The sequence below is a fragment of the Nodosilinea nodulosa PCC 7104 genome, from assembly GCF_000309385.1.
Taxonomy (GTDB): Bacteria; Cyanobacteriota; Cyanobacteriia; order Phormidesmidales; family Phormidesmidaceae; genus Nodosilinea; species Nodosilinea nodulosa.
Map to the genome: position 1 here is coordinate 5,184,472 of NZ_JH976537.1, position 18,390 is coordinate 5,202,861.

The window sequence follows — 18,390 nt, forward strand, 5'->3', positions numbered from 1 at the left end:
GCATTGGGGTGTAGTTAGAGTGATAGGAGTATTTGCCTGGGGAATCTATCGGCAGATTTCTAATTGCCCTATCAAAGAATCAGAGATTCAGGAAAGTATCGACCTTTAACAGCTTCTGGCGCTATTAAAGGCCGCATGGGAAAAAGCCAGCGCTGTCGATTTTGAACTGTCTATAGCAACAGTCGCGTTGATTAGGACATCCAGAAACCCCATGAACGCTCAAACGTTTGAACGTTCATAAGAGACATGCCTTAACCAGACTGGCTAAAGCTCTATGCAACGGCTCAAATCGTTCTTGTAGATTTTTTTAGATTGAAATTTGAGCTGTTTGAAACAATTAAATCTTGCTTATCTCAAGGTTAATCTTTGGCGATTAAAATAGGCTGCTTTAATTTCTGATTAAGTTCTCGATAAATTTCAACGATTTCAAGCGGATCAGGTATATAGATCAGTCTCGATTCCTAGCGGCCTATGGCCTGAAACTTACTATCTTTAAGCCTGTGATATTCAGATATGGTTTAGGGTTCGGGCTTAATCTTGCCCTAAATTTATTAATCAAGACAGCGCTCAGGCTTAATCTCATTTTTTTGCTTTTGTGAGATTATTCCTGTGGCAATCAGGGTGAAATTTATCTGCCAGGTCAAGGGCTTAGCGGGGAATTTTTGCGCCTGTTTATAAAGCCTTGAAACGAATAAATTAGGAGAACCTTCAACCCATGGCTTTTGATACGACCCAGCCTGCCCAGGTGAGCGGGCTGAATGGCTACACGGTTGATCCTCTGATCACCATTGGCGACGAAATTAATGGATACACTGCCCCTGGAGTTCCAGATGGTCTGGGCGCGATCGCGATCGACGAAAATACTATCCGACTGTTCGTTAACCATGAGATCGCCAGCGATGAGGAGGTCTACAGCTACTCCCTGGCGAATGGCACCGAACTGACCGGGGCACGGGTCAGCTATTTCGATATCGACAAAACAACCCGCACCGTGGTGAATGCAGGCTTGGCCTACGACACCATCTACAACCGGGCTGGCGATAGCGTAGATGATGCGTCCGACCTGGAATTTGGCGGTCTGAATCGTCTGTGCTCTGCCCAATTAATTCCCGCCAACCAGTTTGGCGAAGGCATGGGCATCGTGGACAATATCTTCTTCACTGGGGAAGAAACCGGCGGCGGTACCGAGTACGCCCTCGATGTGGCTACGGGTGAACTCTGGGCTGTGCCCGCCATGGGCGTCGCCGCCTGGGAAAGTGTCACCGAAATCGACACTGGCTCCACCGACAAAGTCGCCTTCCTAGTGGGGGATGACCGGGCTCCCGCGCCCATGACCCTCTACGTGGGTGAGAAGAACGCCCTCGGCGACGGTAGCTTCCTCGATCGCAACGGTCTGGCTCAGGGCCAGCTCTACGTCTGGGTTTCCGATGAAGGCGATGCCGACCCCTCCACTTTCCGGGGCACCGGCAGCAGTCGCAGCGGCAAGTTTGTCGCCGTTGACTACTACCGCCCTGACCTGGCCAGCGACGATGGCTCTAGCGGCTACGATGCCCTGGGCTACGCCACCCAGACCCAGCAGGATCTGCTGGCCACCGATGCTGGCGCCTTCCTGTTCTCTCGCCCCGAAGACCTGGCCACCAACCCCAACGACGGCACCATGGCCGTGCTCAACTCCACCGGTCGCGACAGCCTGTTCGGCGGCGTCGACAGCTGGGGTACCACCTACACCTTCGACCTCGACTTTGGTGGCAGCGACATCACAGCTACGGTCAAGGCCATTTACGACAGTGACGATGCGGGCGGCGGCCAGTTCGCCGGGCCCGACTTCGGTATCCGCAGCCAGGACAACCTGGACTGGGCCGACGACGGCTACATCTACGTGCAGGAAGACCGGGCCTTAAGTGATTTCGGCCAAACGTCTGGTGAAGAAGCTTCTCTCTGGCGGCTCGATCCCAACACCAGCGAAGCGGTTCGGGTTGGCCAGGTCAACCGGACCACCGGGATTCCTGACGGACAGACCGATGGCGCGATCGGCGACATTGGCAACTGGGAAACCTCGGGCATCATCGACGTTTCCACCCTGTTTGGGGAAGATCCGGGCGAGCTATTCCTGTTCGACGTCCAGGCCCACAGCGTAGAAGACGGCATTATTGCAGACGCGGGCTTAGTTCAGGGTGGCCAGATTGCCTTCCTGTCTGGCCCCGCAGAGCTGACTGGCTTTGCCTCGCTGCCCGCCGACACCTTTGCTGAAGGCCCCCCCACCGGGGCAGGCATTGAGGGCAATGGCCGCACCGGCCCCTTCGAAGGTCCTCCGGTACAGGGCTTTAGCGGCGTGCAGTTTGCCCCCGGCGGCGACGGCTCTACCTACTGGTTTCTGTCGGACAACGGCTTTGGTGCCCAGGGCAACAGTGCCGACTACCTGCTGCGGATTTACCAGGTTGACCCGAGCCTGGCGGGTTCGGAGGGCGGTGACGGCAGCGTTGAGGTGCAGGGCTTTGTGCAGCTCAGCGACCCCGACAATCTGGTGCCCTTCGACATTGTGAATGAGGGCACCGCCGATCGCCTGCTGACCGGGGCAGATTTTGATGTGGAATCGTTTGTAATCGGCGACAACGGCGACATCTGGATTGGGGAAGAGTTTGGCCCCTACATTCTGCATTTCGACGCCAGCGGCAAGCTGCTGGAAGCGCCGGTTGCGACCCCCAACATCAATACGCTCAACACCCTGAACGGTCAAGATCCCCTGGTGATTGGTCACCGAGGCGCAGCCGGACGCCGTCCTGAGCACACCCTCGCCGCTTACGAGTTCGGCATTGAGAATGGTGCCGACTTTATCGAGCCTGACCTGGTCGTTACTAAAGATGGCGTTTTGATTGCCCGCCATGAGCCGGATATCAGCGGCACCACTGATGTCGCCGATCATCCTGAATTCGCCGATCGCAAAACCACCAAAATGGTCGATGGGGCGCCTGTAACGGGTTGGTTTGCCGAAGATTTCACTTTGGCTGAAATCAAAACCCTGCGCGCCAAAGAGCGGTTAGATTTCCGCGATCACAGCTACGACGGTTTGTACGAAATTCCGACCCTGGATGAAATCATTGACCTGGTGAAGCAGACCGAAGCAGACACGGGCAAGAAAATCGGCATCTACCCCGAAACCAAGCACCCGACCTACTTTGAAGACAAGGGCTTCAACACCAGCCAGTTACTCATTGACGATCTGGTGAAAAACGACTTCACCGATCCCAGCCGCGTTTTCATCCAGTCCTTTGAGGTCAGCAACCTGAAGGACTTGCATGACTCCATCATGCCCGCTGCTGGCGTTGACATTCCTCTGGTGCAACTCCTGGATGCCTACGATGTGGCCGACGATGGCACCCTGCTCTACCAGGATGTGAATGCCCGTCCCTACGACTTCGTGGTCAGCGGCGACACTCGCACCTACGGCGATCTGCAAACCTCTGAAGGGTTGGCAGAAATTGCGACCTATGCCGATGGCATTGGCCCCTGGAAGCGGATGATCGTGTCTGTCAAGACAGTTGACGAGGACGGCGATGGCAACCCCGATGATTTAAACGGAGATGGCACCATCAACGATGCGGATAAGGTCACGCTGCCCGCGTCCTCTTTGATCGAGGACGCCCACGCGGCTGGGCTGCAAGTGCATCCATACACCTTCCGCAATGAGGAGCGCTATCTGGCCTCTGACTACCAGGGCGATCCCAATAAGGAGTATGAGCAGTTCATCAGTTTGGGAGTTGACGCTTACTTTACTGACTTCCCCGATACCGGTGACTTTGTACGGGATCAAATTACGGATGATACTGTACGCTCTCCCCAAAACCCCGATGTTCTGGCCGGGGAGGCAGTCTCTAACCTGCCCAACTCCAAGGGCTTTGAGGGCATGGCCTTTAGCCCCGATCGCACCACGCTCTATCCGCTGCTGGAAGGGACCGTGGTCGGCGACCCCGCTGGTTCCCTGCGGATCTATGAATTTGACACCAAAACCAGCTCTTTCGAAGGGTTGGTGGGCCTCTATCAGATGGAAGCCGCTGACCACGCGATCGGCGACTTCACCCCGATCAATAACCACGAGTTTCTGGTGATTGAGCGGGACAACGGCCAAGGCGAAACCGCCGAGTTCAAGAAGATCTTCAAGGTTGATTTCTCTGACGTTGACAGCAATGGCTTTATCGGCAAAGAGGAAGCGGTTGACCTGCTCACCCTCGATGACCCCAATGATCTGAATGGCGACGGCAAAACCACCTTTGACTTTCCCTTTGTCACCATCGAAGACGTGCTGGTGCTGGACAAGGACACCATTCTGGTGGCCAACGACAACAACTATCCGTTCTCTGTGGGTCGGGGGCCGGATATCGACAACAATGAGATCATCGAGGTCAAGCTGAATAAATCCCTGGACCTGGATCCTCGTCTGGGGGTTGAGGGCAGCGATCGCTACGGCTTTGCCGGCAGCGAATTCGACACGGCTGAAGCTCCCATGATGACGGGGCTGAACGGCTACACGGTCGACCCGCTGTTCACCACGGGCGAAACCTACGGCGGCTATACCCCTCCGGGGGTTTTCGACGGCCTGGGGGCCTTCGCGCTGGACGACAACACCATTCGGGTGCTGGCGAACCACGAGCTGGCTTCAACCGCTGGCTATGCGTACCAATTAGCCAACGGCACCGAATTGACCGGAGGCCGAGTCAGCTATTTCGATATCGACAAAGATAGCCTTGCGGTGGTTGATGCGGGCTTGGCCTACGACACCATCTACAACCGGGCCGGTGAAATCGTCGACGAAGCCGCTGACCTGGAGTTTGGCGGTCTGAATCGTCTTTGCTCCGCCCAATTAATTCCCGCCAACCAGTTTGGCGCAGGCATGGGCATCGTGGACAATATCTTCTTTACCGGGGAAGAGACTAGCGGCGGCACCGAGTACGCCCTTGACGTGGCTACGGGTGAACTTTGGGCCGTGCCCGCCCTGGGCTTTGCCGCCTGGGAAAGCGTCACCGAGATTGACACCGGATCTGCCGACAAAGTTGCCTTCCTGATTGGGGATGACCGCGCTCCCGCGCCCATGACCCTCTACGTGGGGGAGAAGAACGCCCTCGGCGACGGCAGCTTCCTCGATCGCAACGGTCTGGCCCAGGGCCAGCTCTACGTCTGGGTTTCTGATTCTGGCGATGGGGACCCCACCGACTTTCGCGGCACCGGCAGCAGCCGGGATGGACAGTTTGTGGCGATCGACTACTATCGCCCCGACCTGGCCAGCGACGATGGCTCTAGCGGCTACGATGCTCTAGGCTACGCCACCCAGGCCCAGCAGGATGTGCTGGCCACCGATGCTGGCGCTTTCCTCTTCTCTCGCCCCGAAGACCTGGCCACCAACCCCAACGACGGCACCATGGCCGTACTCAACTCCACCGGTCGCGACAGCCTGTTCGGCGGCGTCGACAGCTGGGGTACCACCTACACCTTCGACCTCGACTTTGGTGGCAGCGACATCACCGCTACGGTCAAGGCCATTTACGATAGTGACGATGCGGGCGGCGGCCAGTTCGAGGGTCCCGACTTCGGCATTCGCAGCCAGGACAACCTGGACTGGGCCGACGACGACTACATCTACGTGCAGGAAGACCGGGCGATCGAGCCTGATTTTGGCGCTACCTCCGGTGAAGAAGCCTCCATCTGGCGGCTCGACCCCAACACCAGCGAAGCAGTGCGGGTGGGGCAGATCGATCGCTCGGCGGTGCCCAGCAACCTCAGCGACCCAGAACCTGCCGACATCGGCAACTGGGAATCCTCCGGCATCATCGATGTCTCTGACCTGTTTGGCCGCGACGGCGGCAGCCTGTTCCTCTTTGATGTGCAGGCCCACAGTTTACGAGATGGCGTTGTTGCCGATGAAGGGCTGGTTGAAGGCAGTCAGCTCGCCTTCCTGTCGAAGGACGAACCGGTGCAGGGCTTGGTTAACCTAACCGGGTTTGATGGCGATGTGGCCGTCAACGTCACTGCGTCCCGCGACGCGACCTACGACAACATTTTGAAGTTTTACCAGACCGATGCCAAGGGTGCTGTCGACGGGCTTCTCCCCGGTGAAGCAGGCTATGAAGCGGCGGTTGCCGGCAACCTGATCGATGGTGCTGGGCTAAGTCTCGATAACTTCAGCGTGGTTAACGGGTCTATGATTATGGCCGGTGGTAGCTACTACGCACCAGCCTTACTGGTGCAGGGCAGTACCGAAAACCTGGTTACGATTCACGATGCGGCCCTGGGTCAGTCTCACATTCAGACCAACGGTAACGTCTGGCGTTTTGAGGACCTGACCGATAACGACTTTAACGACCTAATTGTCACCATCGACTCGGTTGAGCCTGTGGTTGCCTAATTAGGGTTTGGAGCATAAAGTCTAAGCCTTTCAGCCTCCGCTCTCTAATGAGAGCGGGGGTTTTTTGCATAACTATTTATATATTTACCCAAGGCTTAGCGATCATCGAAAGCATAGCCATAGTTACGTTGGTTAGGGCATCCAGAAATCTTCAAAACATTCAAACGGTTGAACGTTTTGAGGGAAATATCTTAAACAGACTGGCTACAGCTTAGTTGATTGACAAAATCCTTGAAACCCTTATGCTGTCGTAGATTGGGTTGAGCTGGCAAAGCCCCACAAAACCCTTACTGGAGTTGGGTTTTCTCGTCTAGAGACGCTACGCGAACGCTTCGCTCAACACCAACCTACATCAGAACTTTTGTCAGTCAATTGGGGCTACGGCTATAGGTTGTGAAACGGGTTAATCGTATATCTATAGCCGTCCCAAAACGGAGACTAACACTCGAAGGCTGAAATATATTCACCGTTTTGGCGCGCTCGGCTCCCTGGCTTGCAGGAATCGTCCCTAAACTTTCGCCTCAGAGTACTAGGCTCTGTTTTAAAACCCTCTGAAAACCTTGATCCCCCGTACGAGAGAATCAAGCTTTGACCAAGTTTTAAAACACGCCCTAGCCGTAGTCGGATTGATCTAGGGAAAAATTGCTCAAACTTTTGGTATATCTGGGGTCCTGGGTGTTGAGGAGTCTATCCCAAAAGGTGAAGTAAAGCCCGTAGTGCACTGTGTATTTGAGGTGGTGAACGGAGTGATGCGCCGGGCCAATAATCCACCGCCCCAGCCAGTGGTGGGGAAAGGGGGCGGGCAGGCGATCGGGGCCTAAATGGTTGAGGACGGCCCACATGGTCATGGTCATGAGCACGGCAATGACGGTAATAAAATGCAGCGGCAGCACAAAGACAATACCGACCAAAAACAGCGCCTGCACCACGGCTTCTAGCGGGTCAAAGGCAAAGGAGGTCCAGGGGGTGGGGTAGCGCGATCGGTGGTGGCCCTGGTGCAGCCAGGCAAAGAGTTTGGGGTGATGAAACAGGCGATGGGTGAAGTAAAAGTAGGTGTCTTGCAAAATCAGCACGGCGCCGTAGCTGGCCCCCAGATACCACAGTCGGTAGTGCTGAGGGTCGGCGTACAGGCGGGTTGTTCCCTCCCGGTAGGCAGAGAGAATGAAGGCGGCGGCCAGGGCAAAGACGATCGCGGCGATCGCCGATAGCCTGATGTCGTGGCGAATCGCGCGCCAGGAGGGGGGCCGGTGGCGCGGTCGAGGCTGGGTGAACAACCGACTCACTGGCGAATAAAAAACCCAGTAGGTGATTCCAGCCACTAAAAAATAGCGGCATAGAATGATGCCCCACAGGGCTAGGCTGTAAAATCCAAAGGACTGTTCTCTCAAGCGGTTTAATTCCCTGGCTGTGCTCTCATGGTGCAGCAATATTCGCTCTGGGTGGGAACAAATTTTTGAGCGGGCGCTGTTTTTGGCCCCAGCAGGGGCTATCCGCAGATGCCCCAGCGGGCTCTGGGGGGCCATAGAGATGAGTCGGCCCCCTGGTTGAGAATACCGTCACCGTTCTGCACAATGGAGAGGCCGCGTCTGAAAAACCAGCCTTTGCCGCCATCTTTGCCGCCAACATTCCCAGGAAGGCTCCATGCGTTTTGCCCGACGGGCGTCTAATCAGCCGCGATCGCTGTTTGCCTCTGGTGCCGGGGTGCTGGCCATGGTGCTGGCGGGGGTCAGTCTTTTTTTGAGCCTCTGGATCGTGCTGCCAGCGCCAAATCGGTTTTGGCTACCCCTGGGGGTGGGGGCACCGGAGGTAAGCCCCTGGCTGGCCGCGCTGAGCGCGATCGCAGGGGCGGTCGTCTTGCTCGCCTACGGCTGGGGCAAACCCGCCGCGATCGCCCTGGGGATTTGCGCCATCGCCCTGCTGCTGAGCCTGCTGCCGCTGTTGCAGGTGCCCGGCACCCGCGCCCGCATGGCCGCCGAAATGCAAACCGAACTGGGGGCAGACTATCTCGCCCAAGTTCCAGAGCCGGTCCGGGATCGACTGCGGCCACAGCCTTTTCGGCTTTGGGATGGGTTTGGGGGCATTGCCCTGCCCCCCGGGGAGATAGATGTCGATCGCGGGCTGGAGTTTGCCAAACCCGACGGCGTGCCCCTGCGGCTAAATGTCTACCGACCGGCGGCGGGCCTCCACCCTACCCTGGTCGTCATCTACGGGGGGGCGTGGCAGGGGGGCAGCCCAGACAGCCACGAGACCTTTAGCCGCTACCTGGCCGCCCAGGGCTATACCGTTGTCGCCATCGACTACCGCCACGCGCCCCAGTACCCCTTCCCCGCCCAGATAGAGGATGTGCGCACGGCCCTGACCTACCTGAAAACCCACGCGGCAGATCTGGGCGCTGACCTCAGCCGCCTGGCCCTGATGGGTCGCTCGGCCGGGGCGCATCTGGCTGCGATCGCGGCCTACCAATCGCCCCAAATTGTGCCGATTCGGGCGGTGGTCGACTACTATGGCCCGGTCGATTTGGCGGCGGGCTACAAAAACCCACCCGTCCCAGACCCCATTGATAGCCGCGCCGTGCTGAGGGCTTTTTTGGGCGGCACTCCCGATCAGGTGCCCAACCTCTACCATCAGGCCTCGCCAATTCACTACGTGCGGCCCGGTCTACCTCCAACCCTGCTGGTGTACGGGGGGCGCGACCACATCGTGCAGGCCAAGTATGGGCGGCAGCTATACAACCAGCTCCAGGCCACCGGCAATCGGGCCGTTTGGCTCGAAGTGCCCTGGTCTGAGCACGCCTTCGACATTCTGTTTAGCGGCGTCGGCAATCAGCTGGCGCTTTACTACACCGAGCGGTTTCTGGCCTGGGCGCTGTACGGCAGCGCAGGCTAAGCCCAGCCCAGCCCGGTGACCATTACCCCCCCCGCCAGCCACAGGTAAGCGGCGATCGCCAGCCAAAACAGCACCCGCTCGATCAGGCTGCGATCGCTGTGGTGATGGTGGCCAGAAGACTCGCCTTTTTCGCCCCGCAGCAGCCAGAGCAACCCGCCAGAAATGGCGAGAAACACCAGGTTTAAAAACAGAGTGTAGTCAACGGCAAACCGCTGGCCGGGGGGAGTGCTTGCCCCGGCTTCGGGCAGCAGATTCAGCAGCGCAAACCCGTAGTGCAAGATCAGCGAGGCGGCAATGAGAGCGCCAAACAGCAGCCCCAAAATGTAGAGGGCCATCTTCCAGCCGTAGTATTTGGCATTGATGCGAATTACCGGAAACACCACCAGATCGCTGAAGATAAAGGCCATGACGCCGCCAAAGCTGACGCCATTGTTGTGGAGAATGGCCGCCAGGGGAATGTTGCCCATGGAGCCAATGAAGGTAAAAAAGGCGGCAACGGGGCCAATTAAAATGTTCTGCAAAACCGAGAAGAAGCCCAGGGTAGCGCTGTCTTGCCCGGCCCCCATAAACAAAGTTTTAAAGAAGGCGGGGGGCACAAAAGCCGCAATAATGCCCGCAATGGTAAACCCGACGGTCACATCCTTCCAGACCATGCCCCACTCCATGCGGTAGCGGCGGGCCACCTGCCGCCAGCCCTCAAGGCTCTGGAGTTTGTCCCGCCAGTCGGAGGGGGCCTCGTCGCCGCCGTCGCCGTCTTGCCCGCGCAGGCGCTGACGGGCCTGCTTAATCATCTGCTTGGGGCCAGTCATACGGTAGCCCAGCCAGGCAAAGAGAATTAGTAAAATGCCGCCAATGTACTCGCCCACCACAAACTGCCAGCCCAAAAACACGGCAATAATGATGCCCAGCTCGATAACCAGGTTGGTGGAGGCCAGCAAAAACGCGATCGCCGGCACGAAACCCGCCCCTTTCTTAAACAGCGACTTGGTGGTGGCCAGGGCCGCAAAGCTACAGGAACTCGAAATAAATCCAAAAAAGGTGGCCAGGGCCACGCTGCCCCGCCCCGCTTCGCCCATGGCCTTTTGCATGCGATCGCGGGTGACAAACACCTGAATCATGCTGCTGACAAGGTAGCCCAGCACAAAAGCCCACAGCGCTTGCCAAAAATAGCCTAGGGAGGTGAGAGCAGCTTCACTGTAGAGAGAAAAAAAGGTCATGCCGACGCGCGCTGAATAGAGACTCTAGGGGCAAAAGAAAACCCATAGCTGCCCATATCAGAGCGTCAGGAGCAGAGCAGCTATGGGCCTCCATAAAACGGGTTTTTATTTAATCGCGCATCTAGCCTGTGGCATAACCCCCCAGAAAGTCCAGGACAAAACGGCCAAAGTTGGTACTGCTAAACGGAAATCAAGCCACCGCTCCAACTCCCCTGGCTCCCTAATACTCGAAGGCTGAAATATCTCCACCGTTTTGGCGCGCTTGGCTCCCTAGCTCCCCTGCTCCCTAGCTTGCAGAAACAGTCCCTAAACTTCCGCCTCAGAGTACCAGCCCCACCGCCCCCCTGCGATCGACCATAGTTCAGACACCTATGCCGCAGTCCACTAGCGGACCTGGGCAACATCTCCCGAGTAGAGGTGCCACTGCAACTGCTCTGGCGTGGCCCCCGGCACATCGTTGACCCGGCGCAGCACGTAGCTGCCGCGAAACCGCTGGGGCGTTCCACCGCCGGTCACTGCTGTCACCGTCACCGGAATTTCGATGTAAAGTGACCCCGCCGCTCCGTCCACCGGGCCGGGATCTCCCACGTCGACGGCCACCGATACGGTGTCGGTAAACCCGCGCTCAAACTGCTCAAGGGTCTGCTGGCTGGCGATGCCATCGCCCTGCCAGAGGGCGTAGGCGGCGCTGTAGTCGCGGCGGTTGATGGCGCTGTAGTAGTTGCGAATGACCTGAACCGCCTCCTGCTGGAGCAGGCTACTCTCATCCCCCGAAGGTTTTGGAGCGGTCGATGCCGGAGTTGACTCAGGGGTGCCTGGGGCGGGCGAGGCGGGCGCTGCAACCGGGCCGGAGGCCGATGGGGGAGGCGCCGCCTGGGGCGCATTACAGGCGCTGAGCAGGGCTATAAGCAGGACCGCTCCACCGATCCCATAGCGCTGTTTGGGCCAGAGACAGGGGACAATGTTCATCGCAGGATCTTCTCCAGGGGCTGACGCTCAATGCTCCCATGCTAATTCATTGGTGGGAACGGCAGGCCATCGATCGCATCTGAGGTGTGCACAGGGCCGCCCCAAAGCGCCGCTCTATTTCTATCTGGCGTTGCTGAGCTGAAGCATGATTTTGACTCTACGAGAAGCGCTAATTTTTTGATTCAAACCTGCCTTGAAAATCCCCTTCTGGTGGTGTGATCGCCACTTTCTAAACAGTTTAAATCGGCCTGGGGGAAGGGGAGTCCATCACCTCTTGCAGAATACTGAGAAACTTTTCTAGGACGATGGAGGAATCCTTCTGGCGCCATACCGCTGTGATGTGGCGAACCAGGGAAGCCCCCTCGATCGCCCTGTAGACAACGCCCTGGCGGCCCAGCACCTGCACGTGGCTGGGCAGAACAGCGATGCCCACCCCCGCTGCGGCCAGGCTCAGTAGAGTAACAATGCCGGTGGCGCGAATGGTGTTGACAACTTTGGGCTCAAACCCCGCCGCCTGACATAGGGTAATCACCTGTTTGTAGAAGGGCAAAATATCCAGGGACGGGAGAATAAGCGCTTCATCTTTTAAGGCCCTCAGCGGAATCTGAGGCATTGGAGCCAGCGGATGATGGCCGGGCAACACCAGCAGGAACGACTCCTGGGCAACCGGCCTCCAGCTTAAGTCTGCATCGCCCTCGTAGGGTGTTTCGGTGCGGTGAAATACGACATCGAGCTGGTGGGTTTTGAGCAGCGAAATCTCTTCGGGAACGGTGACTTCCCGCAGCTCCAGCTCTACGTCTGGAAAGCGCTGCTGAAAGCGTTTTAGCACCTCGGGAAAAACCGTGTTGGCAACGGAGTTGTGGATGCCGATGGTCAGGCGGCCAAGCTGCCCCTGGCTGGCGCGCTGGGCTTGGCAAACCGCGCGATCGAGGTGGACCAGCGCCAGCTGCACCTCTTCTAAAAACGCCTGCCCGGCGGCGGTTAGCTCGATTGGCTGGCGGCTGCGATTAAGTAGCCTGACCTCAGCGGTATGGGTACTTAGCGACCGCTCCAGGGCCTGAATTCTCTGGCTAAAGGGAGGTTGCTGAATGCCCAGACGTTTTGCGGCCTCGCTGAAGTTGTTGTCGGCCTCTGCCAGCAGCACAAAGTAGCAGATCTGCCGCAGCTCAAGCCGAAGCAGGGATGGAAGATGCATAAAATACGCCATATATCTCGAAAGATATTTTACTATATTCTGCTATATCTTCTAGGGTATATGCGATCGCCGCCCCGACCCCTTCTCCCGAGAAATCAGGGACTCGGGACAGCGCTTCGACTGCGCGCTGCGCTTGCCCACCCTGATACAAAATCTGCTTTGGGACACCCCAGTTCAAAACAGGCATCTCACAAAAGCATGGCGGTGCAACGCCCCTGCAAACCGGGTGTACCCAGCAGAACTCAGTGTTATAGCCGTAGTCGCGTTGGGTAGGACATCCAAAAACCCCATGAACGCTCAAACGCTTGAACGCTCAAACGTTCATAGGAGACTTGTCTTAATCAGACTGGCCACAGCTATACCCCCAAAAGTCCCCCTAGCTATCCAGGTAAACTGTATGAAAACTGCCGATCTGACCGCTTCTACCTCCAGCCGCCTGCACCGGGCCGAACTCCCCACGGCGGCTAAGGTCCAGGAACTTGCCATCACAGATAGAACGATTGCCTACTGCAACGCGGCCCTCGACGGCAGCCGCTTTTTTAGCCTGCTCCAGGCCGGGCAGGTTTCAGCGCCCCTGATGCAGTACGTGTTTTTGCAGTATCACCACTGGCGCGATCGCCTGCACCAGTGGTTTGGCCTGTGCATCGTCAAAGCCGGAAGCTGCACCGACCCCGATCAAAAAGCGGCGCTTTTATCCCTCTCTGACCACATCTTTACCGATTTAGAAGACGGGCACAGCGAGATGTACGTCGAATTTTTGCACGACCTTGGCCTCAGCGATGACGACATTGCCGCCGCCCAGCGCAGCGCGGCTACCACCGCCTACGAGCGCTCTTTTTTCGACCAGTTTAGCTACGGCACCGACAACTTCTATGAGGCGCTGGCGGCCTTGAGCGGTCGGGAACTGTGCGTTTCGGTGCGCAACGGCAAAATTCTGCGGCATTACTTCGATGCCCGCGCCATGAAGCAGCCAACCTGGCTGAGCCTCCACGCCGAATTGGAAGTTAACCATTTTCAAGATTCAATTCGCCCGGTGCTAATTCACGCCGAAGATTCAGCCATGCCCGCCCGCGTGGTCGCAGCCATTGACCAAGGCATCGATCGCCATGTTCAGTATTTCGAAGATCTGCTGCAAGAGTATGAGTCTACCTGCAAATCAACCTAGGTTTTGAATCACGCTCAGCAGATTGTTCAAGGGCGCAGACCGATGGTGTCGGTGCCAGGCCGCCACGATTTCCAGCTCTGGAGAACTGCCCAGAATCGACCGATAAACGACGCCGTGACGCTGCAGATTCTTCACGTTGGCGGGCAGAATGGAAATTCCGACACCCCCGGCAACCAGACTCAGCACCGTTGAAATCCAGGCCGCTTCCTGCTTAACTTTGGGCTTAAACCCTGCCTCTAGGCAGAGCTGATCGATCTGATCGCGCAGCCCGTACAGCAGGTTGGCGGGCGGCAGGATAAACGATTCTTTTGCCAAAGACGCGATCGCAACGCCAGTAGCTTGGCTGGCAAAACGGTGCTTTTCAGGAAGTATTAAAATCAGCGGTTCTCTGAGAACGATCTGAGTTTCTAAATCTAAATTTCCATGGTTTCCCTCAACAGTTCGTAAGTTATGCGCATGGAAAAAACCTACATCGAGCTGCTGCTGCTTCAGCTTTTCAATCTGGTCGTAGGATGCGAGTTCTTGAAGAACAAGCGTCACCTCTGGATAGCGGGCGTAAAACGATCGCAAAATATCCGGCAGTTTGCTGTTGGCGATCGAGGTATTGATGCCGACGATCAGCCGCCCCTTTTCCCCCCGGCTGATCTGCTGGGCGGCTTCAATCGCCTGGGCAGTCTGGGCCAGGATCAAACGGGCTTCCTTCAAAAATGCCTGTCCGGCATCGGTTGGGGCAAGGGGGCTGCGCCGAGTTCGATCGAATAGCTCAAATTTCAGCCTGGTTTCCAGGCGCTTGATCTGCCGACTTAAAAAGCCCTGGTCAAGCCCGAGATGCTTGGCCGCCTGCACAAACCCTTGCTGGTCAGCGACGGCAACGGCAAGTTTGAGGTCCCCGAAGTCCAGATCGTCCCAACTGGGGCCAGACGGGCCACTAGCAGATTCTGAAGGAGGTACAGCCATGACAAATTAATCATATTTAGTTGATAATTATGCCGACTATAACATTGGTTGGCTGTGGTTTAATCTCTGCCAAGGCGATGAAGTCACTGCAAAAGGCAGGTAGGGCATATATGGACAGCGTGAACCGGGTCGCAATTGTGGGTGGAACCCACGGCAACGAGCTGATCGGCGTGCAGTTGGTTAAAAAGTTTGGCCAACGCCCTGACCTAGTTCAGCGATCTACGTTTTCAACCCAGGTGCTGCTGGGCAACCCCCAGGCCGTTGCTGCCAGAGCCCGCTACATCGATCGAGATTTGAACCGCAGCTTTGAGCGCGATCGCCTGAACGACAAAACGCTGGCAGGTTGCGAAGACCGACGGGCCAGGCACCTCGACCAGGCGATCGGCCCTACTGGTGACGCCCCCGTCGATGTAATTGTGGATTTGCACAGTACGACCAGCAACATGGGGCTGACCCTAATTGTAGATAGCGAAGATAGCTTCACGCTCCGGCTGGCATCCCATCTTCAATCCCTAAACCCATCCGTCAAGGTTTACAGCACGGCTGAATCGGGGCGTGGCCGGGTTGCCCTGCGATCGCTGGCAAAATTTGGCTTTTGCCTTGAGGTTGGCCCCGTAGCTCAGAATGTTGTAGACGCCAGACTTTTTCAAAGTACAGAAGCTTTGGTCAGCTCAATTTTGGACTATCTAGATCAGTACAACCAGGGCAAATTCCTTCAGCCCAATTTCTCGCTCACTTTGTATCGCTATCTCAAAGCAGTTGCCTACCCCAAAGATGAACATGGAGAGACACAAGCGATGATTCATCCCGAACTCCAGTTCAAGGATTATGAGCCGCTTCATCCAGGTGATCCGATTTTTTTAACCCTTGAAGATAAAACAATTGCTTACGAAGGCACGGCGGTTGTATACCCAGTATTCATTAATGAAGCCGCCTATTACGAAAAGAGTATTGCTATGTACTTGACCGAGAAAAAGCAGATTTCTTGATGCTATTGCTATGTGTCCCGTGAAAAAAGCTCAGATCGATCTTCTAGGAACTGTAAAAACTATAGTCCTTTCTACTGCTGCAATTTCTGCCTCCTTTGCAGTCCCGCCAAGCGCTCAAGCTCAATCTTCGGATGGACAAATCTACGTTGAATATCAATTTGCCCAAACGGCCCGATACCAAGACATGTCGGCAGATCTACAGTACAGGGAAATATTTGAAGCCTATGCCGATTCAATGACTCAGTTGTTCAACCTACCTCGTGACATCATAGTCTCCTTTCAAGAGTGCGGATTTAGCAACGCCTATTACAAGCCAGAAACCAGCGAAATTACCATATGCTATGAGCTTCTCGATCAAGTCAGGATGGATTTTTTGTATTCAAATGTCGTCACCGCAGAAGACTCTCCTGAATATGCAATATCTGCTGGAATATTCATTTTTCTCCATGAACTAGGCCACGCTTTGATCCATGACTTTAATCTTCCTGTGCTAGGGCAAGAAGAGGATGCTGCGGACCAGATTGCAACCACTTTTCTAAGTTTTGGCGGCAAAGATAGTTTAGGAATTGCTTGGGCAGCAGCCTTCGATCTTTTGATTACTTCTGAGTATGAAAGTGTTTTGCCTAGCTCTACAGATGAACATTCTTCTGCACAAGAGCGGTTTTATAACATCGCTTGCCTAAGCTATGGCAGCAACCCCTCAGAATACACAGACATTCCAGAGGAAATTTTGCCTGAGAGTCAAAAACCTCGATGTATAGAGCGATCGCAGCAAGTTTCTCAGGCTGTTCTCCAGTTAATTCAACCCCACGTTCGGCTACAACAAGATGGAATTATGGGTTTCCAATAATCTTACTTTTTGAGTTTACGGGAGTCTTTAATGGCTAATCTACTGTTATTTTGATTGCCCTAACAACAAAAGCCTTTAGTTTAGGAGCTTACTTATAGCCATGGCTTACCTCACCTTTCTCATCCTCCTGATTGGGCTAATTACGGTTTTTAATTTAGTAATTAAGCCAACCAAACGCCGTAAGCGTAAATCTCGCTTTCCCAAACATTCTCGGAAAACTTATCGGACTTCAGATGCTTCCCCGATACTGATTCAAGATCGAGATAAAGTTCGGGTCAACAGTGAAGATGATCGGCCAGACCTTCAACAGAATACAGGGCCATCCAGTACATCTAGTGTTGAAGAAATCACTTATCCAACTACACAGACTTTCAAACCACCAGTTCGTGAGCGAGACAGAGTATGGTTTAACACCGAAGACGATCGGCCAAGCTTTCAACAGGATGTAGGACCATCTAGCACTTCTAGCATTGAAGAGCTTACAAAGTACCTTAATTGTGGCAACAATCCGGAATTCCGCCGTCTCGCTGCCAAACTCCTAGGTCAAATGGGTGCAGATGCAGTTTCGGCAATTTCACCATTACTAATCGCCTGTGTCGACATTAGCAAAACTGTGCGAAAAGAAGCCCTAAATGCCCTTCAGCTAATCGATCCCTGCTGGCCCAAAAATTCGGAAGTTTACAAGGTCTTTCCAAGGTTAGCAGAGGAGTTCAAATACTCATACTGCTTCCAAAAGGCATATTCCGAAGATGTGAGCCAAGCTGCTTACAAACTGCTGCAACAGATCGGTAAACCAGCGGTTTTTTATCTGGCTAACCTGATTGTAGAGGAGGGGGACAAAATAGAATACAAGGTGCGCGCAATTCAAGTTCTAGCTGATATTGGTGCAGATGCTGAGAGCGCTGTGCCCCAGCTAATTCAGGCGCTAAACAGCAAATCGTCACAGGTGCGGATGGCGGCGGCTAAGGCGCTGGTAAATTTCGGATCTTTTGCAAAAGCCGCTATCCCATCCCTTATAGTCGGTCTCGGTGACCGAGATGCCGATGTTCGCAAGGCTATGACAGCCTGCCTAGCAGCAACTGAACCTGCTGTGCCAGAGCTTCTACCGCTCCTGGGAGATCGCAATCCCAATGTTCGCAGAGCTGTAGCTAACGTCCTAGCGCAAACTGGCCCGCAGACCGTGCCGATGCTAACTGAAATAGTTTCTCATTGGTGTGCTAAATCGAAAGACTATAACGATGAATTCGAGAAACATCAAAGAATGGCTGAAGCTGCCTTACATCTATTAGGAAAATTTGGCTCCCATGCTTCGGTGGCTGCGCCGACTATTGCGCTAGCGCTGGCAGATCCAAATTCAAACATTAAGCTTGCCGCAATTCAAACATTGGAGAAACTCGGTCCACAGGCTTCGGCAGCGATGCCATCCATTGCTCTAATGTTGCTAGATCCAGACCCAAATACAAAGTTTACGGCATTCCGATTGCTGGAAAATATCGATCGCAACTGGATGTCTAATTCTGCTGTAATTGACGCGATCGCAGGCTTCGCTGGGCAGTCAAGCAAATCGAAAAAGCCTGAAGAGATAGCCAGAGATGTTTTTGCTCAGGCATTTGCTGCAATTGACGTGAATAAATTCCCTACATTTTTGGAGAATAAAAATGGACTTGGTTTTCATTAGGAAGGCTAAGTACATTGAGAAAAATGCTGTCTACCTCTTGAATGCGCTCAGATGCTCAATTTTACCGATTGTTTTTTGAGGCATTTA

At 55.2% G+C, this 18,390-nt stretch carries 11 protein-coding genes; 6 read left to right on the forward strand and 5 right to left on the reverse strand.

Translation table 11 applies throughout. From position 1 onward, the window contains the following. Nucleotides 1-715: 715 nt before the first annotated feature. Complete coding sequence (locus tag LEPTO7104_RS43315; protein ID WP_017301148.1) at nucleotides 716-6,397, forward strand: esterase-like activity of phytase family protein; 5,682 nt, start codon at nucleotides 716-718, stop codon at nucleotides 6,395-6,397. A 611-nt stretch (nucleotides 6,398-7,008) separates the two neighbouring features. Here the strand turns inward: LEPTO7104_RS43315 and LEPTO7104_RS0124065 are convergent. Beyond that, nucleotides 7,009-7,785, reverse strand: coding sequence for a sterol desaturase family protein (locus LEPTO7104_RS0124065; protein ID WP_040697412.1), 777 nt, complete (start codon nucleotides 7,783-7,785; stop codon nucleotides 7,009-7,011). A 253-nt stretch (nucleotides 7,786-8,038) separates the two neighbouring features. Here LEPTO7104_RS0124065 and LEPTO7104_RS0124070 point away from each other — a divergent pair, with 253 nt between their 5' ends. After that, nucleotides 8,039-9,283: an alpha/beta hydrolase fold domain-containing protein gene (locus tag LEPTO7104_RS0124070; protein WP_017301150.1), complete on the forward strand. Its 1,245-nt coding sequence runs from the start codon at nucleotides 8,039-8,041 to the stop codon at nucleotides 9,281-9,283. On the opposite strand, the gene LEPTO7104_RS0124075 is transcribed toward LEPTO7104_RS0124070, so the two are convergent. The 3 genes from LEPTO7104_RS0124075 to LEPTO7104_RS0124085 form a co-directional block, all read right to left on the reverse strand. Further along, nucleotides 9,280-10,500 (reverse strand): permease, encoded by a 1,221-nt coding sequence (locus tag LEPTO7104_RS0124075; RefSeq protein WP_017301151.1) that lies wholly within the window; start codon nucleotides 10,498-10,500, stop codon nucleotides 9,280-9,282. The genes LEPTO7104_RS0124070 and LEPTO7104_RS0124075 overlap by 4 nt on opposite strands. 384 nt (nucleotides 10,501-10,884) lie before the next feature. Then, on the reverse strand, nucleotides 10,885-11,469 hold the full coding sequence (locus tag LEPTO7104_RS37315; RefSeq protein WP_017301152.1) for a Cif family virulence factor: 585 nt from the start codon (nucleotides 11,467-11,469) through the stop codon (nucleotides 10,885-10,887). Nucleotides 11,470-11,707: 238 nt separating this feature from the next. Beyond that, a complete protein-coding gene (locus tag LEPTO7104_RS0124085) occupies nucleotides 11,708-12,664 on the reverse strand; it encodes a LysR family transcriptional regulator (protein WP_040697417.1) in 957 nt (318 codons plus the stop codon). A 397-nt stretch (nucleotides 12,665-13,061) separates the two neighbouring features. Between LEPTO7104_RS0124085 and LEPTO7104_RS0124090 the strand changes: the two genes are divergently transcribed. Beyond that, on the forward strand, nucleotides 13,062-13,829 hold the full coding sequence (locus tag LEPTO7104_RS0124090) for an iron-containing redox enzyme family protein (protein WP_017301154.1): 768 nt from the start codon (nucleotides 13,062-13,064) through the stop codon (nucleotides 13,827-13,829). Here the strand turns inward: LEPTO7104_RS0124090 and LEPTO7104_RS0124095 are convergent. Then, complete coding sequence (locus tag LEPTO7104_RS0124095; protein WP_083887129.1) at nucleotides 13,821-14,786, reverse strand: LysR family transcriptional regulator; 966 nt, start codon at nucleotides 14,784-14,786, stop codon at nucleotides 13,821-13,823. The two genes, LEPTO7104_RS0124090 and LEPTO7104_RS0124095, sit on opposite strands and share 9 nt — an antisense overlap. A gap of 110 nt (nucleotides 14,787-14,896) precedes the next feature. On the opposite strand from LEPTO7104_RS0124095, the gene LEPTO7104_RS0124100 reads away from it, so the two are divergent. The 3 genes from LEPTO7104_RS0124100 to LEPTO7104_RS0124110 all read left to right on the forward strand — a co-directional run bounded on the left by LEPTO7104_RS0124100 (nucleotide 14,897) and on the right by LEPTO7104_RS0124110 (nucleotide 18,303). Next, complete coding sequence (locus LEPTO7104_RS0124100; protein WP_017301157.1) at nucleotides 14,897-15,775, forward strand: aspartoacylase; 879 nt, start codon at nucleotides 14,897-14,899, stop codon at nucleotides 15,773-15,775. A gap of 19 nt (nucleotides 15,776-15,794) precedes the next feature. Then, complete coding sequence (locus LEPTO7104_RS35105) at nucleotides 15,795-16,625, forward strand: DUF4344 domain-containing metallopeptidase (protein ID WP_196358147.1); 831 nt, start codon at nucleotides 15,795-15,797, stop codon at nucleotides 16,623-16,625. Between the two features lie 100 nt (nucleotides 16,626-16,725). After that, on the forward strand, nucleotides 16,726-18,303 hold the full coding sequence (locus tag LEPTO7104_RS0124110) for a HEAT repeat domain-containing protein (RefSeq protein WP_083887130.1): 1,578 nt from the start codon (nucleotides 16,726-16,728) through the stop codon (nucleotides 18,301-18,303). Nucleotides 18,304-18,390: the final 87 nt, after the last annotated feature.